Consider the following 18769-nt stretch of genomic DNA (forward strand, 5'->3'; position numbering starts at 1 on the left):
GATGAACACAGAAGCGATTACTTCGATCAAAGGGATCGGGGAAAAGACGGCCCGTCTTTTTCAAAAACTGGGCGTGGAGACCGTGGAGGATCTGCTTCACTATTATCCCAGGGCATACGATGCCTTCCTTCCGCCGCAGCCGGTTTCGGAGCTTGCGCCGGAGACCGTAGCCGCGGTGGAGGGCGTTCTGACAAAGACTGCGGATGTGCTTCCATACGGCCGCATGAAGGTGACGACCGCGGCGCTCCGGGATATCAGCGGGCTTCTGACCCTGACCTGGTATAACATGCCGTACCTTAAGTCTGCGCTTCGATCCGGGGAGCGCTTCGTATTCCGGGGGCGCGTGGTGAAAAAAAAGGGGCGCATGGCCATGGAGCAGCCGCTTATGTACACCCCAGAGGAGTACGGCGGTCTGGTGAATTCCATGCAGCCCGTCTACGGCCAGACAAAGGGCCTGGGGAATAAGACGATAGCAAAGGCCGTGTCAGAGGCGCTGAAAGGCCGCCGGACGGAGCGCGAATACCTGCCGGAGGATATCCGCCGGCGCTGCGGGCTGGCCGAGTACAACTTTGCCCTGGAGCATATCCATTTCCCCGGTGACGGGGCGGAGCTTTTGTTTGCCAGAAAGCGCCTCGTGTTTGATGAGTTTTTCATGTTTCTGGTAGCTGTCCGGCTCTTAAAGGACAGACGGGAGGATGTGCAGAGCCCATGCCCCATAGCGGTGAGCGGCGAGGTCCGGGCGGCGCAGGAGAAGCTTCCCTTCTCCCTCACAGGGGCCCAGAAACGTGTTCTGGGCGAGGTGTACGCAGATCTGTCGGGAGGGCGCGTCATGAACCGCCTGATCCAGGGGGACGTCGGCTCCGGCAAGACGATCATCGCCGTGCTGGCGCTTCTCGCGGCGGCATACAATGGATATCAGGGCGCGCTGATGGTTCCGACCGAGGTTCTGGCCAGGCAGCATTTTGAATCCATGGAGGATTTATTTGGCCGCCTGGGACTGACGGCGCGCCCGATCCTTCTGACAGGCTCGATGACGGCAAAGGAAAAACGCCTGGCGTATGAGCGGATCCGCTGCCATGAGGCGGATATCGTCATCGGCACGCACGCCCTGATCCAGGAAAAAGTCGTTTACGATAATCTGGCCCTGGTCATAACCGACGAGCAGCACCGTTTCGGCGTCAGCCAGCGCGAGATGCTGGGAAATAAGGGCCGCCGGCCGCATGTCCTGGTCATGAGCGCCACGCCGATCCCAAGGACGCTCGCCATCATCCTCTACGGCGATCTCGATATCTCGGTCATCGACGAGCTGCCGGCGGACCGCAGGCCCGTCAAAAACTGCGTGGTCGGGACCGATTACCGGGAAAATGCCTACCGCTTTATCGAGCGCGAGGTCCGGGCGGGCCGTCAGGCCTACGTCATCTGCCCCATGGTGGAGGCGAGCGAGCTTCTAGAGGCGGAAAATGTGCTGGATTACAGCAAAACGCTGCGGGAGAAGCTCCCGTCTTCGATTCAGGTCGCATACCTGCACGGAAAGATGAAATCGCAGGAAAAGAACCGCCTGATGGAGCAGTTCGCAGCCGGGGAAATACAGGTGCTCGTCTCCACCACGGTGATTGAGGTGGGGATCAATGTGCCCAATGCCACGGTCATGATGATCGAGAATGCGGAGCGCTTCGGCCTCGCGCAGCTTCACCAGCTCAGGGGGCGCGTGGGCAGGGGAAAGGAGCAGTCTTACTGTATCATGGTGGACGGCTCGGGGCAGGCGGATACGCGGGAGCGGCTTGCGATCTTAAACCGTTCCAATGACGGCTTTTTTATCGCCTCAGAGGATTTAAAGCTGCGCGGCCCGGGGGACATCTTCGGCGTGCGCCAGAGCGGGGAGCTTAACTTTAAGCTGGCCGATATCTTTACGGATGCGGAGATTTTAAAATGCGCCTCGCGGGAGGTAAAGCGCCTTCTTGACGCGGATCCCCTTCTTGAAGAGGAGGAGAACCGGGAACTAAAGAACAGACTTGACGTCTATTTAGCGCGGCGTTACGAAAAACTGAACCTTTGAGAGACAAAAAACGCGCTGCTTTTCGGCGTTGGACAATAGGTTAAAAGGAGGGAGCAATATGCTGCGGTTAAGGCCCTGTAAGCTGGCGGACGGGAGATTTCTCCTTACGTGGCTGGCCGATGAGCGGACCGTGGAATTTTGGAGGGCGGATCGCTTTACATGGCCCCTGACGCAGGGGCAGCTCGATACATATTTCAGGGATTTTGAGGCAGATCAAAACGCCATGGCGTTCACGGCTCTGGATGCCCGCGGCCATCCATGCGGACATTTTTCCTTCCGGAACATAAGCTGGGAGGAAAACAGGGCGCATATGGGCTTCATCGTCGTGGATCCCGCGGCCCGGGGCATGGGCTATGGCAGACGCATGGTGCGCCAGGCGCTGCGGTATGCGTTTGGCTGCCTGGGGCTCTCGGCCGTCACGCTCGGCGTCTATGACTGTAATGAGCCGGCCAGGCGCTGCTACGAGGCCGAAGGCTTTGTGCGGATCGACCGCGAGGGCTTTAAGGCGGGGCGCGAAAGCCATGCAGACGGGGAGTGGGAGTATTTCTACATGGAGGCAAAGGCCGGACAATTGGAACAGTAACGTTACTGTTCACACACCAGCCAATGCGAGGTGTTTTTTGTGAGTGCAGCGCAGCGGAAGTCACGGAAAACCCGAGGGCAGCGGCGCCAAACCGCGTTTTTTTGCGGTTTGTGTGCATCGCGAAGCGTGTTACTGGGCGCAGCCCGGCAGGGGTGTGAACAGTAACACAGTAACCTGGAAACTACCGGGAATTATGTAATAAACAACTTTACCTTTGGTGTATTTTGTGTTAATTATGAATATAATAGGGCGGCTGTCAAGGGACGGAACCGCATCAGGCCGCTGACTGTATAGGCCCGGGCAGAGGTTTCTGCTATTCGGGCCGATGTGCAGGGATGTACGGTTTTGGAGGTATGTGAATTATGAAAAATATGAAAATTTTCTTCAAGCTATTGGTTTCATTCGGCGCGATCTTGTTAGTTACTTTTGCGCTTGGTATAACAGCGCTGGTGTCTATCAATCATTTGGACAAGATTTCTCAGGGATTTTCCTCGCAGTCTATTCCCAGTATTAATTATCTGTGGGCTGCCAGACGGGCGATTCAGGCCACGGAGAAGATGGCTCTGGAGACGACGGTTGTTATGTCAGAGGAGGAGCTGGAAAGCGTGGAGGCCACTCTTAAGGAAGAGCGCGCCAGCCTGGATCAGGCGTTAAAGGATCTTGCGGCGGTTGCTCCTCAGTTCCAGCCGCAGCTCGATGCCATTCAGGAAGAACTGACCGATGTATCTTCCTACCGCGCCCAGATATTGGAGGAGGCGTGGAAATTCACAGAGGAGGGCAATGCCCGCGCTTACGAGCTTTACAGAGGCGGTTATCATGACAGCTTTGAAAAGGTCAGGATGTCCCTTGTGGAGTTGACAGAGGATGTAGATAAACAGATCGCTGAGGATTACGCGAATTCCCAGAGAACGGCAATCGTTGCGACCAGCATTACCGTGTTCATTTTCATTCTTGCCATTGCGGTGATCGCGCTCTTTACCATTGTTCTGACCCGTCAAATCGTAACTCCTGTGCGGGATCTGGAGCAGGCGGCGACTCTGGTGGCGGGAGGAAATCTTGATACGGAGATCGATTATGTTTCCGATGACGAGATCGGTATACTGGCCAACAGTATCCGTTCACTGGTTTCTGCCCTCAAAAATATCATCCTTGACATTGATTTTCTTCTGGATCAGATGGCCGGCGGTAATTTTGCGGTACATACCAAAGCAGAGCAGTATTATGTCGGCTCTTTTAACAGCGTTCTGCTTTCCATGCGCAAGCTGAAGGAACGCTTAAGCGATACGCTCCAGCAGATCGACGAGTCAGCTGATCAGGTAAATTCCGGCAGCGGACAGGTATCCAGCGGCGCGCAGGCGCTGGCCCAGGGCGCTACGGAACAGGCGTCCTCTGTACAGGAGCTGGCTGCAACCATCAAAGAGATTTCCGTCAAGATAGAGGCAACGGCCGAGCACGCCCAGACCGCAAAGGCTGAGAATCTGCAGGCCCATGAGTTGATTCAGATCTGCTCCGGGCATATGGGCGATCTGCTGAACGCGATGGGCTCTATCAGTGATAAGTCAAAAGAGATCGGCAAGGTGATCAAGACGATCGAGGATATCGCCTTCCAGACAAACATTCTGGCGCTGAATGCCGCTGTGGAGGCCGCCCGGGCCGGCAGCGCCGGCAAAGGCTTTGCCGTGGTTGCCGACGAAGTGCGCAACCTGGCCACCAAATCCCAGGAGGCATCCAAGAGCAGCGCAGCCCTGATTGAGGAGACGGTAAAAGCTGTGGAAGAGGGCAGCAAGCTGTCAGATGATACAGAAAAAGCCCTGCGGGATGTAGTGGACAGCGCAAAGAAGATTCTGGATGCTGTCACCCTGATCTCAGACGCCACACAGGAGCAGTCCTACGCCGTTTCTCAGGTGACGACAGGGGTGGATCAGATTTCCAGCGTTGTGCAGACCAATTCCGCAACGGCAGAAGAGAGCGCGGCCGCCAGCGAAGAGCTGTCGGGGCAGGCGTCGGTTCTTAAGAATCTGGTGAGCCAGTTTCAGTATTAAGGGACAATGGAAAGAAGTTAAACCGTTAGAATAGTTTGAAGAGCAGCGAGAGGGTGTTGTGTAAGGCAATACCCTCTTGTTTTTAACAGTAGCTGTCAATTTTTATAAAGATATGCGGTTCTCAGGGGGGCGTCCCTTTTCCGTATTTTAAAGCCAACATCACATTGAGATATTTATTTCATGCTATCCATGTATAGCAACAAATACTTCAAACCCTGCAATACACATGAAATTTCTCAGATATCACTTGTTGACTTTCTAAATCCATGCTAAACTAAACAGAGCGCTCCCCGCCCCACGGCGGTTTGCCGCATCAAATGATTCAAGGAGGAATAAAACGCATGGCATCAGAGGTATATTATACGAATTTAAGAACCACCTTCCACGAAAACCTTCTTCAAAAGCTGGCCCGTCTGGTTAAGAGGGCCGGGATGCTTGACAAGATCGATTTCAGCAACAAGTACACGGCCATAAAGATTCACTTCGGAGAGCCGGGCAATCTGGCTTATCTGCGCCCGAATTATTCGCGGGTGATTGTGGATCTCATCGGCTCGCAGGGCGGGAGGGCTTTTCTGACGGATTGTAATACGCTCTATGTGGGCGGGAGGAAGAATGCCCTGGATCACCTTGATTCTGCCTATATAAATGGCTACAATCCGTTTACCACGGGCTGTCATCTGCTGATTGCGGACGGTTTAAAGGGTACGGATGATATCATGGTTCCGGTTGACGGGGAGTATGTGAAGGAGGCCAAGATCGGGCGCGCGATTATGGATGCGGATATTTTCATTTCCATGAATCATTTTAAAGGGCATGAAGCCACAGGTTTTGGCGGCGCGCTGAAAAATATCGGCATGGGCTGCGGCTCCAGGGCGGGGAAGATGGAGATGCACAATGCCACCAGCCCGTTTGTCCTGAAGGATACGTGTATCGGCTGCGGTTCCTGTAAGAAGAGCTGCGCGCACGGCGCGATTTCCATGGAGGATAAAAAGGCGTTTATTGACGAGACGAAATGTGTCGGCTGCGGGCGCTGTATCGGCGTCTGTCCTGTGGATGCGGTGGCAAATCACTGTGATGAGTCGAATGATATTTTAAATAAGAAGATTGCGGAGTATTCGCTTGCCGTGCTTAAGGATCGGCCGCATTTCCATATCAGCTTTGTCGTGGATGTTTCGCCCTACTGCGACTGTCATGCGGAGAATGATCTTCCCATCGTGCCGGATGTGGGCATGTTTGCTTCGTTTGATCCGGTGGCTTTGGATATGGCCTGCGCGGATGCGGTGAACCGCCAGCCTGCGATCGCCGGCTGTGTCTTGGAAGAGCGGGAGCGCTGCCATCATGATCATTTTACGGATGTCCATCCGGAGACGAACTGGATGGTGGCATTAGAGCACGCGGAAAAGCTGGGGATTGGAACCAGAGCCTATCAGTTGATCGAGATTTAGGGCGTGTTTGAAAAAGGCTCCGGGAACTGCCGCATGCAGAACGCCGTGTCCGGGCTCATGAAATCCCGGACACGGCGTCCTTCCCGGCAGGCCCAAGCCTTGCGGGATTTTACCGGCAGCAGCCGTGATGGCCGCCGTGGGACTGGCCCGCATATCCGCAGAGCCCGTCACAGTAACCGCTCTCATGGTGATAGCCACAATAGTATGTTCCTTCATGGGTGTGGCGGCCCGTCTCTGCGCAGTCGTCGTAAGGACAAACCTGGTAGGACGTATTTACCGGGGCAGCCTGTCTGTGATGGCCGTGCGCGTAGACCGGAGTGGCTACGAAACATGTGATGCACAGCGTAAGCAGGGCAACAGCCGGCAGATTTTTTTTGTGACGCATGATAATCGCCTCCTTTTTCTTCCATTCTATCACAGGCAGATGGTTCTGTCCATAGACAAATCAGGCGGATATAGCGGGCAGGTTTCTTACGAATTTTTTAAGTTCATGTTATTGTGAACAGGAAGAGTTTTGTAACAGTTTAAGCTTTGAACTGCTGCACATTTTTACAACCGAATTCATCACACGAAAAGGGGATAGAACGATGTTTGAAAAGGTATTCAGGCTGACAGACAATAACACGACGGTGCGGACAGAGGTTATGGCCGGGATCACGACTTTTATGACCATGGCGTATATTCTGGCTGTAAATCCCAGTATTTTAAGCGCGGCGGGCATGGATCCTACGGCTGTGCTTCTGGCCACGGCGCTGGCCTCCTTTATCGGCACGGCCTGTATGGCGTTTCTGGCGAACCTGCCGTTTGCGCTGTCGGCGGGTATGGGGCTGAACGCCTATCTGGCGTATACGGTTGTCCTTGGCTATGGCGTGAGCTGGCAGGTTGCGCTGCTGGCGGTATTTGTCGAGGGCGCGGTGTTTATTGTCCTCTCCCTGACCAATGTCCGCGAGGCCATTTTTAATGCCATTCCGCTGACGCTGAAAAAGGGCGTTTCGGTCGGTATCGGGCTGTTTATCGCGTTTATCGGCCTGCAGAATGCGGGGCTGTGCGTAGATTCGGCCACTCTGGTCACAATCACCAGCTTTACAGAGAATTTCCGCACCTCCGGTATCTGCGCCCTGCTGGCCCTGATCGGGCTGTTTGTCATCGCCGCGCTGTATATTCATAAGGTAAAGGGCGCAATCCTGTTTGGGATTGTTATTACCTGGGCGCTTGGTATGGCGTGCCAGGCGGCGGGGATCTATACGCCGGATCCGGAGGCCGGCTTTTATACGCTGTTCCCGTCGCTTTCGATCACGGATTTTACGAAGCTGGGCCTGACGTTTGGCCAGTGCTTCAAGGTGGATATGGGCGCGGTGGGCCTTCTGAATTTTATTGTCATCGTATTCTCGTTCCTGTTTGTGGATATTTTTGACACGCTGGGGACGCTGATCGGCGTGGCGACCAAGGCGGACATGCTGGACGGAGAGGGCCGCCTTCCCCGCATCCGCCCGGCCCTTTTGTCGGACGCGATCGCGACTTCTGCCGGGGCGGTGCTCGGCACTTCGACGACGACCACGTTTGTGGAATCCGCCTCCGGGGTGGCGGTTGGCGGGCGCACCGGCCTGACGGCTCTGGTGACGGGCGCGCTGTTTTTGGCCTCGACGCTGTTTGCGTCGGTATTTACCGCAATCCCGTCCTTTGCCACCGCGCCTGCGCTGATTATGGTGGGATTTCTGATGGTGGGGACCGTGACGGAGATCCGTTTCGATGAGGAACATCTGACGGAGGCGATCCCGGCCTATCTGGCGATCATCGCCATGCCGCTGTTTTACAGTATTTCCGAGGGGATCTCACTCGGGATCATCTCCTATGTGCTGCTGAACCTGGCGGCGGGAAAGGGACGGCGGGTCGCCCCGCTGATGTATGTGCTGGCGGCGCTGTTTGTGCTGAAATATGTGTTCCTGTAGGATCGTCTGTATGAGACGCAGGGCGCGGCGTTTAGAAGGTTACCGGGCACAGCCCGGCAGGGGTGTGAACCGTAACGTTAGAAAATCGTCAGAAATTGTTTATTAATATTTAACTTGTGTTCCGGCCCGGTTCTGTGGTATAACTTGTGAAACGCGGCGTACGGCTTTTTCTTAGGAGCTGTCTCGAAATAACTTCCCATTAGTCCGCAGGATTTTTCTTCGAGAGTGCTGCTCAAAAATCAAGCGCATAGCGGGCTATGTAACTGATTTTTGAGCAGCGCTATCGGAGAAAAAGACAAGGAATATGGGAAGTTATTTCGAGACAGTTCCTTACCGCCGTACGCCGCGCAGACAGCCATAGAGAAAGGAGATGACAGCTATGGCAAAGGATTACATAACATTTACCATCGGACCGAAAAAAGATATTGCGCTGATTGCGCATGATAATGAGAAACCAAAGCTGATAGAGTGGTGCAGGGAGCACTACGCCATCTTAAAGCATCACAATTTATACGGAACAGGGACGACGGCGCGGATGATCACGGATCAGACAGGGCTTACGGTGAAAGGCTATAACAGCGGCCCTCTGGGCGGGGATCAGCAGATTGGCGCCAAGATTGTTGAGGGTGTAATTGATTTTGTTGTCTTCTTTTCCGACCCGCTGACGGCGCAGCCGCATGACCCGGATGTGAAGGCGCTGATGCGGATCGCGCAGGTGTATGATATTCCCATGGCGGTTAACAAGGCGACGGCAGATTTTATGATCACATCGGAATATATGTCAACAGATTATCAGCACGATGTCATCAATTTCCGCAAAACGATCCAGGAGAGGGCGGATACGCTCTGACGGGCGGTTTTGGCGGGGGATGGGCAAAAGATGCCGCTTCGCTCCAGCCGGCGCATGACTGATAAGCAAAGAGCCTCCTTTGAAAAAAGAGGCTCTTTTCTCTATTCTTTCCCCTCAGACAATCCCCAAACTTCCCATCACAACTATCACTGCCACCGCCAGGATCGGTATCACGCAGGTGACGATCCCGATATCCGCATAGGAATCCTTATGCGTCAGCCCGCATACCGCGAGCAGCGTGATCACTGCGCCGCAGTGCGGCAGGGAATCGAGCCCGCCGGAGGCCACGGTTGCGACGCGGTGGAATGCCTCGGGGCTGATGTGCATGGCCTGGGCGATCTCCAGATATTTGGAAGCCAGGGCCTCCAGGGCGATCGTCATGCCTCCGGACGAGGATCCGGTCGCGCCTGCGAGAGTGGTGATGGCCACAGCCTCTGACACGAGAGGGCTGCCGCCCATCCCGAGCAATGCGGAGGTCAGGGCGGCAAACCCCGGAACTGCCTTTACCACGCTTCCAAAGCCAACGGCGGCGGAAGTGTTCATGATCGCCATGACAGAGCCTGACGCGCCCTCATTGATGGCGGGAATAAAGGTCTTCCACCGCCTGATATTGAAAACAGCGATGAGGGCGATCCCTGTGCCGATGGCCGCTATGGCCGGCCACTGAAGGATATTTAAGGTCGCTACAACGGCCGCGAGCGGGATGATGCCAAAGATCCAGTGAGGAAGCTCTGCCGTCTCCTGCGCCGTTTCATCGCCTGCGCCTTCATACCGCTCCCCGGCGGCGCGCAGGATCTTTTCGCGGCGCGCCAGCCAGGCGTAGCCTCCTGCGAACATGATGAGGGCGGCGGTGAGGCCAAGGACCGGGGCCGCCATGGCTGTTGTGCCGAGGTAGCGGGCCGCGATCAGGTTATTGAGCTGCGGCGAGCCGGGCAGGGCGGTCATGGTGAAGGTAAAGGATCCGAGCGCGATCGCGCCGGGGATCAGCCTTCTGGGGATGTCCGCCTCCCGGTATAGCTCAAGCGCCAGGGGGTAGATGGCAAAGACCACGACAAACAGGCTGACGCCCCCGTATGTCAGGACCGCGCAGGCGATGACAACGGCCAGGATGGCGCGCCTGCTGCCGATAAGGCCGGAGAGGAACCGGGCGACTGAGCTGGCGAGCCCGGTTGCCTCCATCATTTTCCCGAAGACGGCCCCAAAGAGGAAGACCGGGAACCACGATTTGGCAAAGCCTGCCAATCCGTCCATATACAGCTCCGTGTAGGCCGGGAAGAGTTCAAGGCCCCCAAGGAGCGCGACGATCATGGCCGACGCCGGGGCAACCCAGATGATGTTGTAGCCTTTATAGGCCAGGAATACTAAAACAGCCAGGCCAAGTAAGATACTTATCATACGCCGGCCTCCTTTCCGTCTATGGAGTGCGCAAGCCCCATAGGCTGATCTTTAAATATACGGGCGTCCATAAGCTTCAGATCACGGGAGATCAGGGGGCAGAAGGCCATTTTTCCAAGGATATCTGTTTCCAGATCAACCAGGGGAGCGATTTCAATCAGCTCCAGGCCCCCGGAGGCCAGCCGGAAAACGGCGCGCTCCGTCACGTAGAGAACCTCCTGGCCTCTCAGCTTGGCGTAGCGCCCGCTGAAGGTGATCTGTTCCACACAGTCGATAAATTTGATGTGCGGCCCGTCCTCAATGATATGTACGCCCATGGCATCAACGGCGATATGGCTGCGCCCGGCGGTAAACGCGCCGCAGAACACGACCTTTTTTGTGTTCTGGGAAATGTTTACAAATCCGCCGCAGCCGACCATGCGGCCCTTAAATTTGCTGACATTGATGTTCCCCGCCGCGTCGGCCTGGGCGAGTCCGAGAAAGGCGATGTCAAGGCCGCCGCCGTCGTAGATGTCAAACAGGTTCGGCTGGCCGACAAGAGCTTCCACATTGGCGGCCGCCCCCAAACCGTATCCGGAGGCCGGGATTCCGCCGACCGCGCCGGCCTCGACGGTCATGGTCATCCAGTCGTGTATGCCTTCCTCAAGCGCAGCGGAAGCGATCCCCTCCGGCACGCCGATGCCAAGGTTGACCGTCATTCCCAGACGGAGCTCCATGGCGCAGCGTTTTGCAATCACCTTTCTCACATCCAGCGGCATGGGAGCGACCCGGTCAGACGGAATCTTCACTTCACCGGTGAACGACGGGTCGCAGATTGTCCCTACATTCATCCGGTGATCTTCCTGCGGAGCCGGCACGATATAATCGACGAGGATACCGGGCACGGCAACCTTTCTCGGGTCCAGCGCGCCCTTTCTGGAGATATGAGCCGCCTGCGCAATCACAATGCCCCCGGCGCTTTTGGCCGCTGCCGCCAGGTGCAGGGTTTCTAAGAGCACGCCCTCCTGATCCACGGTGAGATTGCCCGATTCATCGGCCGTCGTCCCGCGGATGAGCGCCACGGTAAGGGGAGGCGCTTTGTAATACAGGCGTTCCCTGCCCCCGATTTCAATGAGTTCAACCAGGTTTTCTTTTGCGAGAGCGTTCATCCGGCCGCCTTCCACCCGCGGATCCGCAAAGGTTCCCAGGCCCACATGCGTGACAATGCCTTCCTTGCCGCCCGCCATTTCCCGGAACAGATGGGCAATGACGCCCTGGGGGAAATTCCAGGCTGCGATCCTGTTTTCACTGATCAGTCCGCTCAGCTTTTTGGCCAGACCGACGTGGCCGGCGATGATTTTGTCCACCATCCCGTCCTGGGCAAAATGATCCAGGCCGAAATCGCTGGCCCCGCTGTCGCCGCAGCCGGATGCAAACATCAGGGTCAGCCCCCTGGGGCTGCCTTCCCTGCGATAGCGCCCGCCAAGGGCCTTTGCCAGCGATTCCGGAAAACCGAAACCGAATGCAAACCCGTTGATACCAACTACGTCCCCGTCCTGAATGAGCTGCGCGGCCTCCGCGCTGTTAATGATTTTTGCCATGTGCGTTCTCCCTTCCTGTGTTCACGATGCCGTTTCGGGCGGAATCACGGTTGCCGTCCCGCTGATAACGACCTCTCCCCGCTCATTCGTGCAGGTTGTGCGTATTTTTGCGATATCAAATTTCGTCTTTGGCAGGATTTCCAGGACCTTAAGCTCTACGGTCAGGACATCGCCGATCCGGACCGGCCGCATGAATTTCAGATCCTGCTCCAGATACGTTGTGCCAAGCCCCGGCATATGCATCGCCAGCCCGCCGGATATGATGCCGGCCCCGATCATACCATGCGCGATCCGCTCTTTAAACATGGTGGTCCGGGCAAACTCGTCGTCCAGATGCAAAGGATTTTTATCCCCTGTTACTTCTGCAAATTTTCTCACATCCTCGTCGGATACCTTTTTCTGAAAGGTGCATACCTGTCCGGTTTCCAGTCTTTTTTCCATAGCGCCTCCTTTTTGTGCGGTTGTCTGAGCTGCTGCAATTCACGCATGGCCACGCGTCGGGATACGGAACATTTTTGTGAAATATACTCAGAATTATCGATTGTCCCGCCCCTTTTTTGTAATATATCACAGGGGCCTTTGTTTGTATAATGGATAAAATTCATCATTTCATGAAAAAGAACCATAAGCATTTCGCCGCGGAATGTATTAAAATAGCAGAATAAGAAACGTACATCAGGGCTTGTATAAGGGACGGCCTGCAGGCGGGGCGGGAAGCGGGGTATAATGATCATGGCAACGGTTCCGGAAATACGCAAATGGCCGCATACCATGTACGGACAGCGGCATCACACACAAGGAGGCGCGTTTATGAATTTGAAATATCTGTCGTATTTTATCAAGGTTGCGGAGCATGGAAATTTTACGAAAGCTTCAAACGAGCTGTTTTTGTGCCAGTCCACCTTAAGCAAGTCCGTAATAGCCCTGGAAAAGGAGCTTGAAACCAGCCTGATCGACCGCTCCTCTAATGAATTTAAGCTGACAGAGCACGGCGTCCTGCTGGTTGAAAAGGGGAAATACCTTCTGGATATGATCGGAAAGCAGGAGGAACAGATTTACAACTGTATCAGGGGCAATCAGGGGGAGCTGCGCATCGGCATCCCTCCGGTCATCCTGACCGCATATTTCCCGTCGATTATCTATGAATTTCAGAAACAGAATCCCAATATCAATATCCGCGTCGTGGAGGCCGGCGCGAATACGGTGAAGGAGAGGGTGGACAACGGTTCTGTGGATTTAGGGGTGATCATTTTTCCGTTTTCTTATCCGGGTTACCATGTGGCGCCCTTTGCCTCGTCCTTTAATGTCCTGCTCGTCCATAAGTCGCACCGGCTGGCAGAGAGAAAGACGGTGCGGTTTATCGAACTGATTGATGAGGATTTTATGATCCTTGACCATACGTATATGCTGCATGACCGCATCCTTTCGAGCTGCCGCAACGCGGGCTTTGAGCCGCGGATTACATGCCAGAGCTCCCAGTGGGATTTTCTTGCGGAAATGGTGGCGCTGAATCAGGGGATCAGCATTCTGCCGCTGCCGATCGCGGTGCGGTTCCATTCCGACGACATACGGCGCATCCGGCTGACAGAGCCGGAGTTTCCGTGGGAAATCGCGATTATTGTGCCAAAGGAGAGGTATGTTTCGGGGGTGATGGATGCGTTTATACGGTTTGCTTGCGAGAGGGTGGGGAGAAATGGCGGTAGTTAGAAGGTATGGTTTACATGTATGGCTATGGAATTGAGCGAAGCGGGGAGATTGCGGACCGGGGGGTATTGTGAGAGGGGCCGCCGCCCGGGGGCCTCTATATCCAACGGAACCCCGCTTTCGCTCGGAGAAAAGCGCAGCGGTACTAAGCTCGAAAAGACCTCGCTAAGTACCGGCGGTTTTCTACGGGTTCCTTATGGATATAGAGGCCCCCGGGCGGCTACGTTACCGACAGGCCGTGAATGCCGCCATTTTTAAATAGATCTTCATAATGAACGGTTTTTGTGATATGATCATTTGCGTAAAAGCGGCGCGCTCTGGCAAGTGGTAATATAGCGCTGCCGGGAGTGGTGTAAAAGCAGGAGAGGGTAATCGCGGATGGGGGCGAGCGGATGGATATATGGAATCCATGGCATGGCTGCCGTAAAATCAGCGCGGGATGCGCGAATTGTTATATGTACCGCAGGGACGCGGAATTTGGGAAGGACAGTTCGGTCGTGACAAAGACGGCTTCATTCCGGCTGCCGGTTCAGAAAAGGCGGGACGGTTCCTATAAGCTGCAGGAGACAGGGTATGTGTATACATGCATGACGTCCGATTTTTTTATTGAGGAAGCGGATGAGTGGAGGAGAGAAGCATGGGAATTTATCCGCATCCGGCCGGATCTGAGGTTTTATATTATCACCAAGCGGATTGGGCGTTTTGAGGTGAGCCTGCCGGACGACTGGGGAGACGGGTATGAGAATGTGACGGTTTGTTCGACCTGCGAGAACCAGAAAGAGGCGGATGAACGCCTGCCGGTGATGCTGGGTCTCCCAATCAGGCACAGGGAGGTGATCCATGAGCCCATGCTGGAGGGCGTGGATATCCGGCGCTATCTCGCGACAGGAAAGATCGGGGGCGTCATCTGCGGCGGGGAATCCGGGCCGGATGCGAGAATCTGCGATTATGGCTGGATACTGGATTCGGCGAAACAGTGCAGGGAGCACCATGTCCCGTTCCGTTTTAAACAGACCGGGGCCCATTTCAGGAAGGATGGGAGATTGTATAATATTCCGAGAAGCCTGCAGGCGGTTCAGGCGCGTAAGGCGGGGATTGATACAAACGGATAGAGAGAGGGGAGGGACGGGCGATGTGTATCGGGATGCCAACGAAGAATATATTGGTGCTGGGAAATAATTTTGTCCGCTATTTTATGGCGTATCATGCGGAGGTGAAGGGATGGATTGATTTTGAAGTCCTGATCCGGAATGTTACGGAGACAATAGAAACGCTGATAGGGCGATTTTCCGGTTTAGAGGGAAACAGGAGGGATAATTATGCAGATGGAATAGGCGGAAATGTGGGAGAACGCCTGCTGGCAGGATGCTTTGATAAGATTTTCAATATCAGTCAGCAAGGTGAGATCTGTATCCAAAAAGGACTTGCGGATTCTGTCAGCGGTATCCACAAAAAGGATGTTAAGGGATTTAAGCGGGATGTTTAATTTTTGAAGATTCGGCCGGAGGGCAGCGCATTGTAAGTCATTGAAAAAATCCATCCGCTATTGGTTTTAAAATCAATAGCGGATGGATTTTTCAGAAATGGAGCAGACGGGAGTCGAACCCGTGTCCAAAAACCAATTCCCTGTTCTTCTACTATCATAGTCTGTTCTTTTTCATTCCCTCTGCCCTGCGGAAGCAGACATCCTCAGGGTTTCAGTAGTTCCTGATACGACCGGCAGTCCGGAACCCCCCTGCCGTCGTTTCTCACATAGTCGATGCCAGATTCTTAAGGTGTGAGTGCCCTAAGGCTGACAACTGCTTTAATTAAGCAGCAAATGCTAATTCTCTATCGTTAGCGTTTAATTTTAATTTTGCCATTTGACGCATCGCATGCGGATAGCTTCACCAGCTTCATGATCCCTGTCGAAACCGGTACTGCCCCTGATATTGGGGATTTCCTTGCTATGGTAGCACAATAGCAGACGGTTGTCAATGATTTTTTATCTCAAATTTCCCCGCCGGCGCTTAGCGAGGTCTGTACAAAGATAACGTAAACCGACAGAAAAAAGTAAAGATTCCGTCTTCCATTTCTGGTAAAATACATTGGGACAGGAAACATTTCCCGGTATCTGTTTCCCGCAAACATCTGTTCATACTGCGAACGATAAAAGGAAAGGAACACGAATCATCATGCAAAATCATAAAAAAACGAAAAAGCGCGCGTTTCCCGCTGCCCTGGCCCTGTTTCTTGGCCTGGGACTGAGCGTTTCAGCTATGGCGTCCTCCCGCGCGCTTGCAGGTCCGGCAGAGGACATTTCCCTCTCTGCGCAGGCGCAGTCAGACGGGGATGCCGTCTCCGGCGGCGACGAAGTTTTCGTGAAGGCGGCTTCAACTGTCCCGGCCGCGCAGGGGGAGCTGCGCGGCGTGTGGATTTCCTATCTGGACTGGAACCGCTGGCCTAAGGATCCGGCGTCCTTTCGTAAAGCAGTGGACGCTTCCATGGATCTCTGCGTGTCCAAAGGCATCAACGCCGTTTTTGTCCAGATCCGGCCCGACGGGGACGCCATGTATCCGTCCGCTTATTTCCCGTGGTCTAAGTTCGCGTCCGGAAAACAGGGCGTGGACCCCGGCTATGATCCCTTTGCGTATGTCCTTTCATCCGCCCATGCCAGGGGCCTGCAGGTCCACGCCTGGATCAACCCGTTCCGCATCACGGGCTATTTAAACCGCTACAGCGATCTCTGCGCCTCGAATCCGGCGATCGCCTGGGCCGGCGATCAGGACGCGTCCAATGACCGCTGGGTTCTGACCCATGAGGGCGAGCTCTACTACAATCCGGCTGTCCCTGAGGTCCGCCAGCGCATCATTGACGGCGTGCGGGAAGTGGTCGAGCGCTATGAAGTGGACGGAGTCCATTTTGACGATTATTTTTACCCCAATATCGACGACGCGAATGAGGCGCTGTGGTTTGATAAGCCGGAATATCTCTCGTCCGGCTCACGGGAGAGCATCGCAGCCTGGCGGAAGAATAATATTAACCAGCTTGTGCGGGGCGTGTATCAGACCGTAAAGCAGTACCGGCCCCAGGCCGTGTTCGGAGTCAGCCCAGAGGGCTATTTAAAGCATCTGCGCCTTGAGAACCGGCTGTTCGTGGACATTGATACATGGATGTCCCAGCCGGGGTATGTGGATTATGTGATGCCGCAGATCTACTGGGGGTTTGAGGCCAAAGTAAACGGCCAGCCGGCGGCCTATGCGTTCGATACCTGCTTAAATGACTGGATTACGCTTAAGAAAAAGGGGGATGTGACGCTCTATGTCGGCCTGCCCCTTTATAAAACCGGAACCGACGCGGCGGACGGGAATGAGACGCCGGAATGGCTGCGTTACCAGGACATCATGCGGCGTCAGGTTCTTACCGGGCGGAGCACCGGGCAGGTAAGCGGATACTGCCTGTACGATTTCAGCTCCCTCACCAGGGAGGCGGCCCGCGCCGAGGTGGAGAATTTAACCGCGCTCTTCCATTAAGAGCGCGGTTGAAAGATGCTTTCCGTCCGATGCGCGCCGCCGTTTGTGAAAGGCGCGGATGGCGGGAGTGATGTTTCAAACACAATCTGGAAGCATATGCCGTAACGGTCCGGGCGCGCCGGGAGGTTACGGCATTGCTTTTTATGTACGGGATGAATCCTAGAGCGTGTTTGAAAAATGCTTTCTGCCAGATGTGCGTTCCGCTTTGTGGGAGATTTGGGCCAAATGAACGCGGCGCAGTGGGCTGCGTTAAGTGAATTTGGCCCAAATATGCCGCAAAGTGGGGCGTGCAGATGGCGGGAATGATTTTTCAAACACGCTCTAGGGCATTTCTGCTTTTTTTGCCTTCGCGGGCCGGGGCGTCACCACTCCGAGCTCCCGGAAAATGGCCCACACATAGGGCGCGCCGAAACAGTTGAGCTTTTTCGGCCCGCAGATGACGCGCTCGTGATCCTCGAGAACGCGCGCATAGGCTTTTAGAATCGTAGCCTTGGTGATCGATTTGGAACGCCGGTCCACAAACATTTCACCGCCCCGGATCTGATAGGTAAAGGGCAGTTTTTTCTCCGTATAAAATGTCTGCTCCTGGCAGGAAACCAGGCGGTTCCAGAATTCCTCGCTGCTCAGGGCTTCATTTGCCGCTTGTGTCTGCTTTTCATCCATTGTGGGACTCCCTTCCGTATGCACATGCCGTAAACAGCCGCCTCCCGCAGCGGGCCCTGGCTGGCTGCTGCGGACAAAGCTTCGTAAAACCGCTGCCCGGGACGCCCTTTCCTCTGCCTGTACATACTCCGTTTTTGGATATCATACCAGCTTTTGGGCGGCAGCGCAAGCAATATGGGGCGAAGAGGGCGGCCTTCTCACGACAAACAGCGCCAGCAAAAGGTATTGAATTCCAAATCCGTATAGCCTATAATTTACTCAGGTGCGTCTAAAAAATCGCCTGTTCATCAAAAGAGAAAGGAGTGCGCCTGTTTACAGGAGCCCGCGTGGGATCATGGCAGACAAGAATGATTTTTCAAAAGGAAGCGTTGTTAAAAATATTTTGGATCTGGCTGTTCCAATGACGTTTGCGCAGCTTATCAATGTGCTTTACAATATCGTTGACCGGATCTACATCGGAAAGATACCGGAGCATTCCACGCTTTCCCTGACCGGGATCGGCCTGTCTCTTCCGATCATCACTATGGTGATCGCCTTTGCCAACCTGTTCGGCATGGGAGGCGCCCCGCTGTGCTCGATTGAGCGGGGGCGGGGAAATGTCGGGGAGGCAGAGGCGATTATGGGGAATTCGTTTGCGCTGCTTTTGGGTTCCGGCGTCTTTATTACAGCCTTTGGCCTGGCGTTTCGCAGGCCGATGCTGTATCTGTTCGGCGCGAGCGACGCGACGTATCCGTTTGCGGATGCGTATATTACCATCTATCTTCTGGGCAGCGTGTTTGTGATGGTCGGGCTGGGGATGAATTCGTTTATTAATTCCCAGGGCTTTGGGCGGATTGGCATGATGACCGTATTTCTGGGGGCGGCTGCCAATATGATCCTGGATCCGATCTTTATCTTCGCGCTGCATATGGGCGAGACTGTCCGAAAACTCGGACAGTTATAGAATGAAAAAAGGGTAGATACATCCGGACAAAAACGGATGATTTACAA

Annotated in this window: 15 protein-coding genes, 1 other RNA gene and 3 pseudogenes; 12 read left to right on the plus strand and 7 right to left on the minus strand. The window is 54.7% G+C overall.

The annotated features are described in order from the left end of the window. Position 1 precedes the first annotated feature (1 nt). From recG to NFS31_RS17550, 4 genes are all read left to right on the plus strand, one after another. A complete protein-coding gene (gene recG / locus NFS31_RS17535; protein WP_251497874.1) occupies positions 2 to 2056 on the plus strand; it encodes an ATP-dependent DNA helicase RecG in 2055 nt (684 codons plus the stop codon). Positions 2057 to 2114: 58 nt separating this feature from the next. Further along, positions 2115 to 2639: a GNAT family N-acetyltransferase gene (locus tag NFS31_RS17540; RefSeq protein ID WP_251497877.1), complete on the plus strand. Its 525-nt coding sequence runs from the start codon at positions 2115 to 2117 to the stop codon at positions 2637 to 2639. Between the two features lie 362 nt (positions 2640 to 3001). Further along, positions 3002 to 4681 (plus strand): methyl-accepting chemotaxis protein, encoded by a 1680-nt coding sequence (locus NFS31_RS17545; protein WP_251497880.1) that lies wholly within the window; start codon positions 3002 to 3004, stop codon positions 4679 to 4681. A 341-nt stretch (positions 4682 to 5022) separates the two neighbouring features. Next, the gene (locus NFS31_RS17550; protein ID WP_251497883.1) at positions 5023 to 6126 is read left to right on the plus strand and encodes a DUF362 domain-containing protein; all 1104 of its coding nucleotides are present in this window, start codon (positions 5023 to 5025) and stop codon (positions 6124 to 6126) included. Positions 6127 to 6235: 109 nt separating this feature from the next. Here the strand turns inward: NFS31_RS17550 and NFS31_RS17555 are convergent, their stop codons facing one another. Further along, a complete protein-coding gene (locus NFS31_RS17555) occupies positions 6236 to 6511 on the minus strand; it encodes a hypothetical protein (RefSeq protein ID WP_251497886.1) in 276 nt (91 codons plus the stop codon). A 202-nt stretch (positions 6512 to 6713) separates the two neighbouring features. Between NFS31_RS17555 and NFS31_RS17560 the strand changes: the two genes are divergently transcribed. Next, the gene (locus NFS31_RS17560; protein ID WP_251497889.1) at positions 6714 to 8075 is read left to right on the plus strand and encodes an NCS2 family permease; all 1362 of its coding nucleotides are present in this window, start codon (positions 6714 to 6716) and stop codon (positions 8073 to 8075) included. 379 nt (positions 8076 to 8454) lie between these two features. Beyond that, on the plus strand, positions 8455 to 8925 hold the full coding sequence (locus NFS31_RS17565) for a methylglyoxal synthase (protein WP_251497892.1): 471 nt from the start codon (positions 8455 to 8457) through the stop codon (positions 8923 to 8925). A gap of 114 nt (positions 8926 to 9039) precedes the next feature. Here the strand turns inward: NFS31_RS17565 and NFS31_RS17570 are convergent, their stop codons facing one another. Genes NFS31_RS17570 through NFS31_RS17580 form a run of 3 tightly spaced genes read right to left on the minus strand, consistent with a single transcriptional unit; the run spans position 9040 to position 12341 of the window. Then, positions 9040 to 10320, minus strand: coding sequence for a GntP family permease (locus NFS31_RS17570; protein ID WP_251497895.1), 1281 nt, complete (start codon positions 10318 to 10320; stop codon positions 9040 to 9042). Then, the gene (locus tag NFS31_RS17575) at positions 10317 to 11900 is read right to left on the minus strand and encodes an acyl CoA:acetate/3-ketoacid CoA transferase (protein WP_251497898.1); all 1584 of its coding nucleotides are present in this window, start codon (positions 11898 to 11900) and stop codon (positions 10317 to 10319) included. The genes NFS31_RS17570 and NFS31_RS17575 overlap by 4 nt, the downstream gene beginning before the upstream one ends. 21 nt (positions 11901 to 11921) lie before the next feature. Further along, the gene (locus NFS31_RS17580) at positions 11922 to 12341 is read right to left on the minus strand and encodes a MaoC family dehydratase (protein WP_251497901.1); all 420 of its coding nucleotides are present in this window, start codon (positions 12339 to 12341) and stop codon (positions 11922 to 11924) included. A gap of 369 nt (positions 12342 to 12710) precedes the next feature. Here NFS31_RS17580 and NFS31_RS17585 point away from each other — a divergent pair, with 369 nt between their 5' ends. The 3 genes from NFS31_RS17585 to NFS31_RS17595 all read left to right on the plus strand — a co-directional run bounded on the left by NFS31_RS17585 (position 12711) and on the right by NFS31_RS17595 (position 15090). After that, positions 12711 to 13607 carry a LysR family transcriptional regulator gene (locus NFS31_RS17585; RefSeq protein ID WP_251497904.1) on the plus strand — a complete coding sequence of 299 codons (897 nt, stop codon included), beginning with the start codon at positions 12711 to 12713 and terminating at the stop codon, positions 13605 to 13607. A 389-nt stretch (positions 13608 to 13996) separates the two neighbouring features. Then, positions 13997 to 14716: a DUF5131 family protein gene (locus NFS31_RS17590; RefSeq protein ID WP_251497907.1), complete on the plus strand. Its 720-nt coding sequence runs from the start codon at positions 13997 to 13999 to the stop codon at positions 14714 to 14716. 20 nt (positions 14717 to 14736) lie between these two features. Continuing rightward, positions 14737 to 15090, plus strand: a complete 354-nt coding sequence (locus NFS31_RS17595) for a hypothetical protein (protein WP_251497910.1) — start codon at positions 14737 to 14739, stop codon at positions 15088 to 15090. 95 nt (positions 15091 to 15185) lie between these two features. Here NFS31_RS17595 and ssrA read toward each other — a convergent pair. Further along, positions 15186 to 15530, minus strand: a transfer-messenger RNA (tmRNA) gene (gene ssrA / locus NFS31_RS17600). 248 nt (positions 15531 to 15778) lie between these two features. Here ssrA and NFS31_RS17605 point away from each other — a divergent pair. Further along, positions 15779 to 17116, plus strand: a complete 1338-nt coding sequence (locus tag NFS31_RS17605) for a glycoside hydrolase family 10-like protein (RefSeq protein WP_251497912.1) — start codon at positions 15779 to 15781, stop codon at positions 17114 to 17116. On the opposite strand, the pseudogene NFS31_RS27890 reads toward NFS31_RS17605, so the two are convergent. Beyond that, positions 17113 to 17370, minus strand: a pseudogene (locus NFS31_RS27890) (DUF6783 domain-containing protein); the annotation flags it as partial. The gene NFS31_RS17605 and the pseudogene NFS31_RS27890 overlap by 4 nt on opposite strands. On the opposite strand from NFS31_RS27890, the pseudogene NFS31_RS27895 reads away from it, so the two are divergent. Beyond that, a pseudogene (locus NFS31_RS27895) lies at positions 17308 to 17535 on the plus strand (DUF6783 domain-containing protein). The pseudogenes NFS31_RS27890 and NFS31_RS27895 sit on opposite strands and share 63 nt — an antisense overlap. On the opposite strand, the gene NFS31_RS17610 reads toward NFS31_RS27895, so the two are convergent. Further along, positions 17438 to 17779, minus strand: coding sequence for a hypothetical protein (locus NFS31_RS17610; RefSeq protein ID WP_251497915.1), 342 nt, complete (start codon positions 17777 to 17779; stop codon positions 17438 to 17440). The pseudogene NFS31_RS27895 and the gene NFS31_RS17610 sit on opposite strands and share 98 nt — an antisense overlap. A gap of 334 nt (positions 17780 to 18113) precedes the next feature. Here NFS31_RS17610 and NFS31_RS17615 point away from each other — a divergent pair. Continuing rightward, a pseudogene (locus tag NFS31_RS17615) lies at positions 18114 to 18692 on the plus strand (MATE family efflux transporter); the annotation flags it as partial. Positions 18693 to 18769 lie beyond the last annotated feature (77 nt).

It is taken from the genome of Otoolea muris, assembly GCF_943193115.1.
In the GTDB taxonomy this organism is placed as follows: domain Bacteria; phylum Bacillota; class Clostridia; order Lachnospirales; family Lachnospiraceae; genus Otoolea; species Otoolea muris.

Coding starts and splice junctions, on each gene's coding strand:
- recG (WP_251497874.1), top strand. CDS start 2: ATGAACACAGAAGCGATTACTTCGATCAAAGGGATCGGGGAAAAGACG.
- NFS31_RS17540 (WP_251497877.1), top strand. CDS start 2,115: ATGCTGCGGTTAAGGCCCTGTAAGCTGGCGGACGGGAGATTTCTCCTT.
- NFS31_RS17545 (WP_251497880.1), top strand. CDS start 3,002: ATGAAAAATATGAAAATTTTCTTCAAGCTATTGGTTTCATTCGGCGCG.
- NFS31_RS17550 (WP_251497883.1), top strand. CDS start 5,023: ATGGCATCAGAGGTATATTATACGAATTTAAGAACCACCTTCCACGAA.
- NFS31_RS17555 (WP_251497886.1), bottom strand. CDS start 6,511: ATGCGTCACAAAAAAAATCTGCCGGCTGTTGCCCTGCTTACGCTGTGC.
- NFS31_RS17560 (WP_251497889.1), top strand. CDS start 6,714: ATGTTTGAAAAGGTATTCAGGCTGACAGACAATAACACGACGGTGCGG.
- NFS31_RS17565 (WP_251497892.1), top strand. CDS start 8,455: ATGGCAAAGGATTACATAACATTTACCATCGGACCGAAAAAAGATATT.
- NFS31_RS17570 (WP_251497895.1), bottom strand. CDS start 10,320: ATGATAAGTATCTTACTTGGCCTGGCTGTTTTAGTATTCCTGGCCTAT.
- NFS31_RS17575 (WP_251497898.1), bottom strand. CDS start 11,900: ATGGCAAAAATCATTAACAGCGCGGAGGCCGCGCAGCTCATTCAGGAC.
- NFS31_RS17580 (WP_251497901.1), bottom strand. CDS start 12,341: ATGGAAAAAAGACTGGAAACCGGACAGGTATGCACCTTTCAGAAAAAG.
- NFS31_RS17585 (WP_251497904.1), top strand. CDS start 12,711: ATGAATTTGAAATATCTGTCGTATTTTATCAAGGTTGCGGAGCATGGA.
- NFS31_RS17590 (WP_251497907.1), top strand. CDS start 13,997: ATGGATATATGGAATCCATGGCATGGCTGCCGTAAAATCAGCGCGGGA.
- NFS31_RS17595 (WP_251497910.1), top strand. CDS start 14,737: ATGTGTATCGGGATGCCAACGAAGAATATATTGGTGCTGGGAAATAAT.
- NFS31_RS17605 (WP_251497912.1), top strand. CDS start 15,779: ATGCAAAATCATAAAAAAACGAAAAAGCGCGCGTTTCCCGCTGCCCTG.
- NFS31_RS17610 (WP_251497915.1), bottom strand. CDS start 17,779: ATGGATGAAAAGCAGACACAAGCGGCAAATGAAGCCCTGAGCAGCGAG.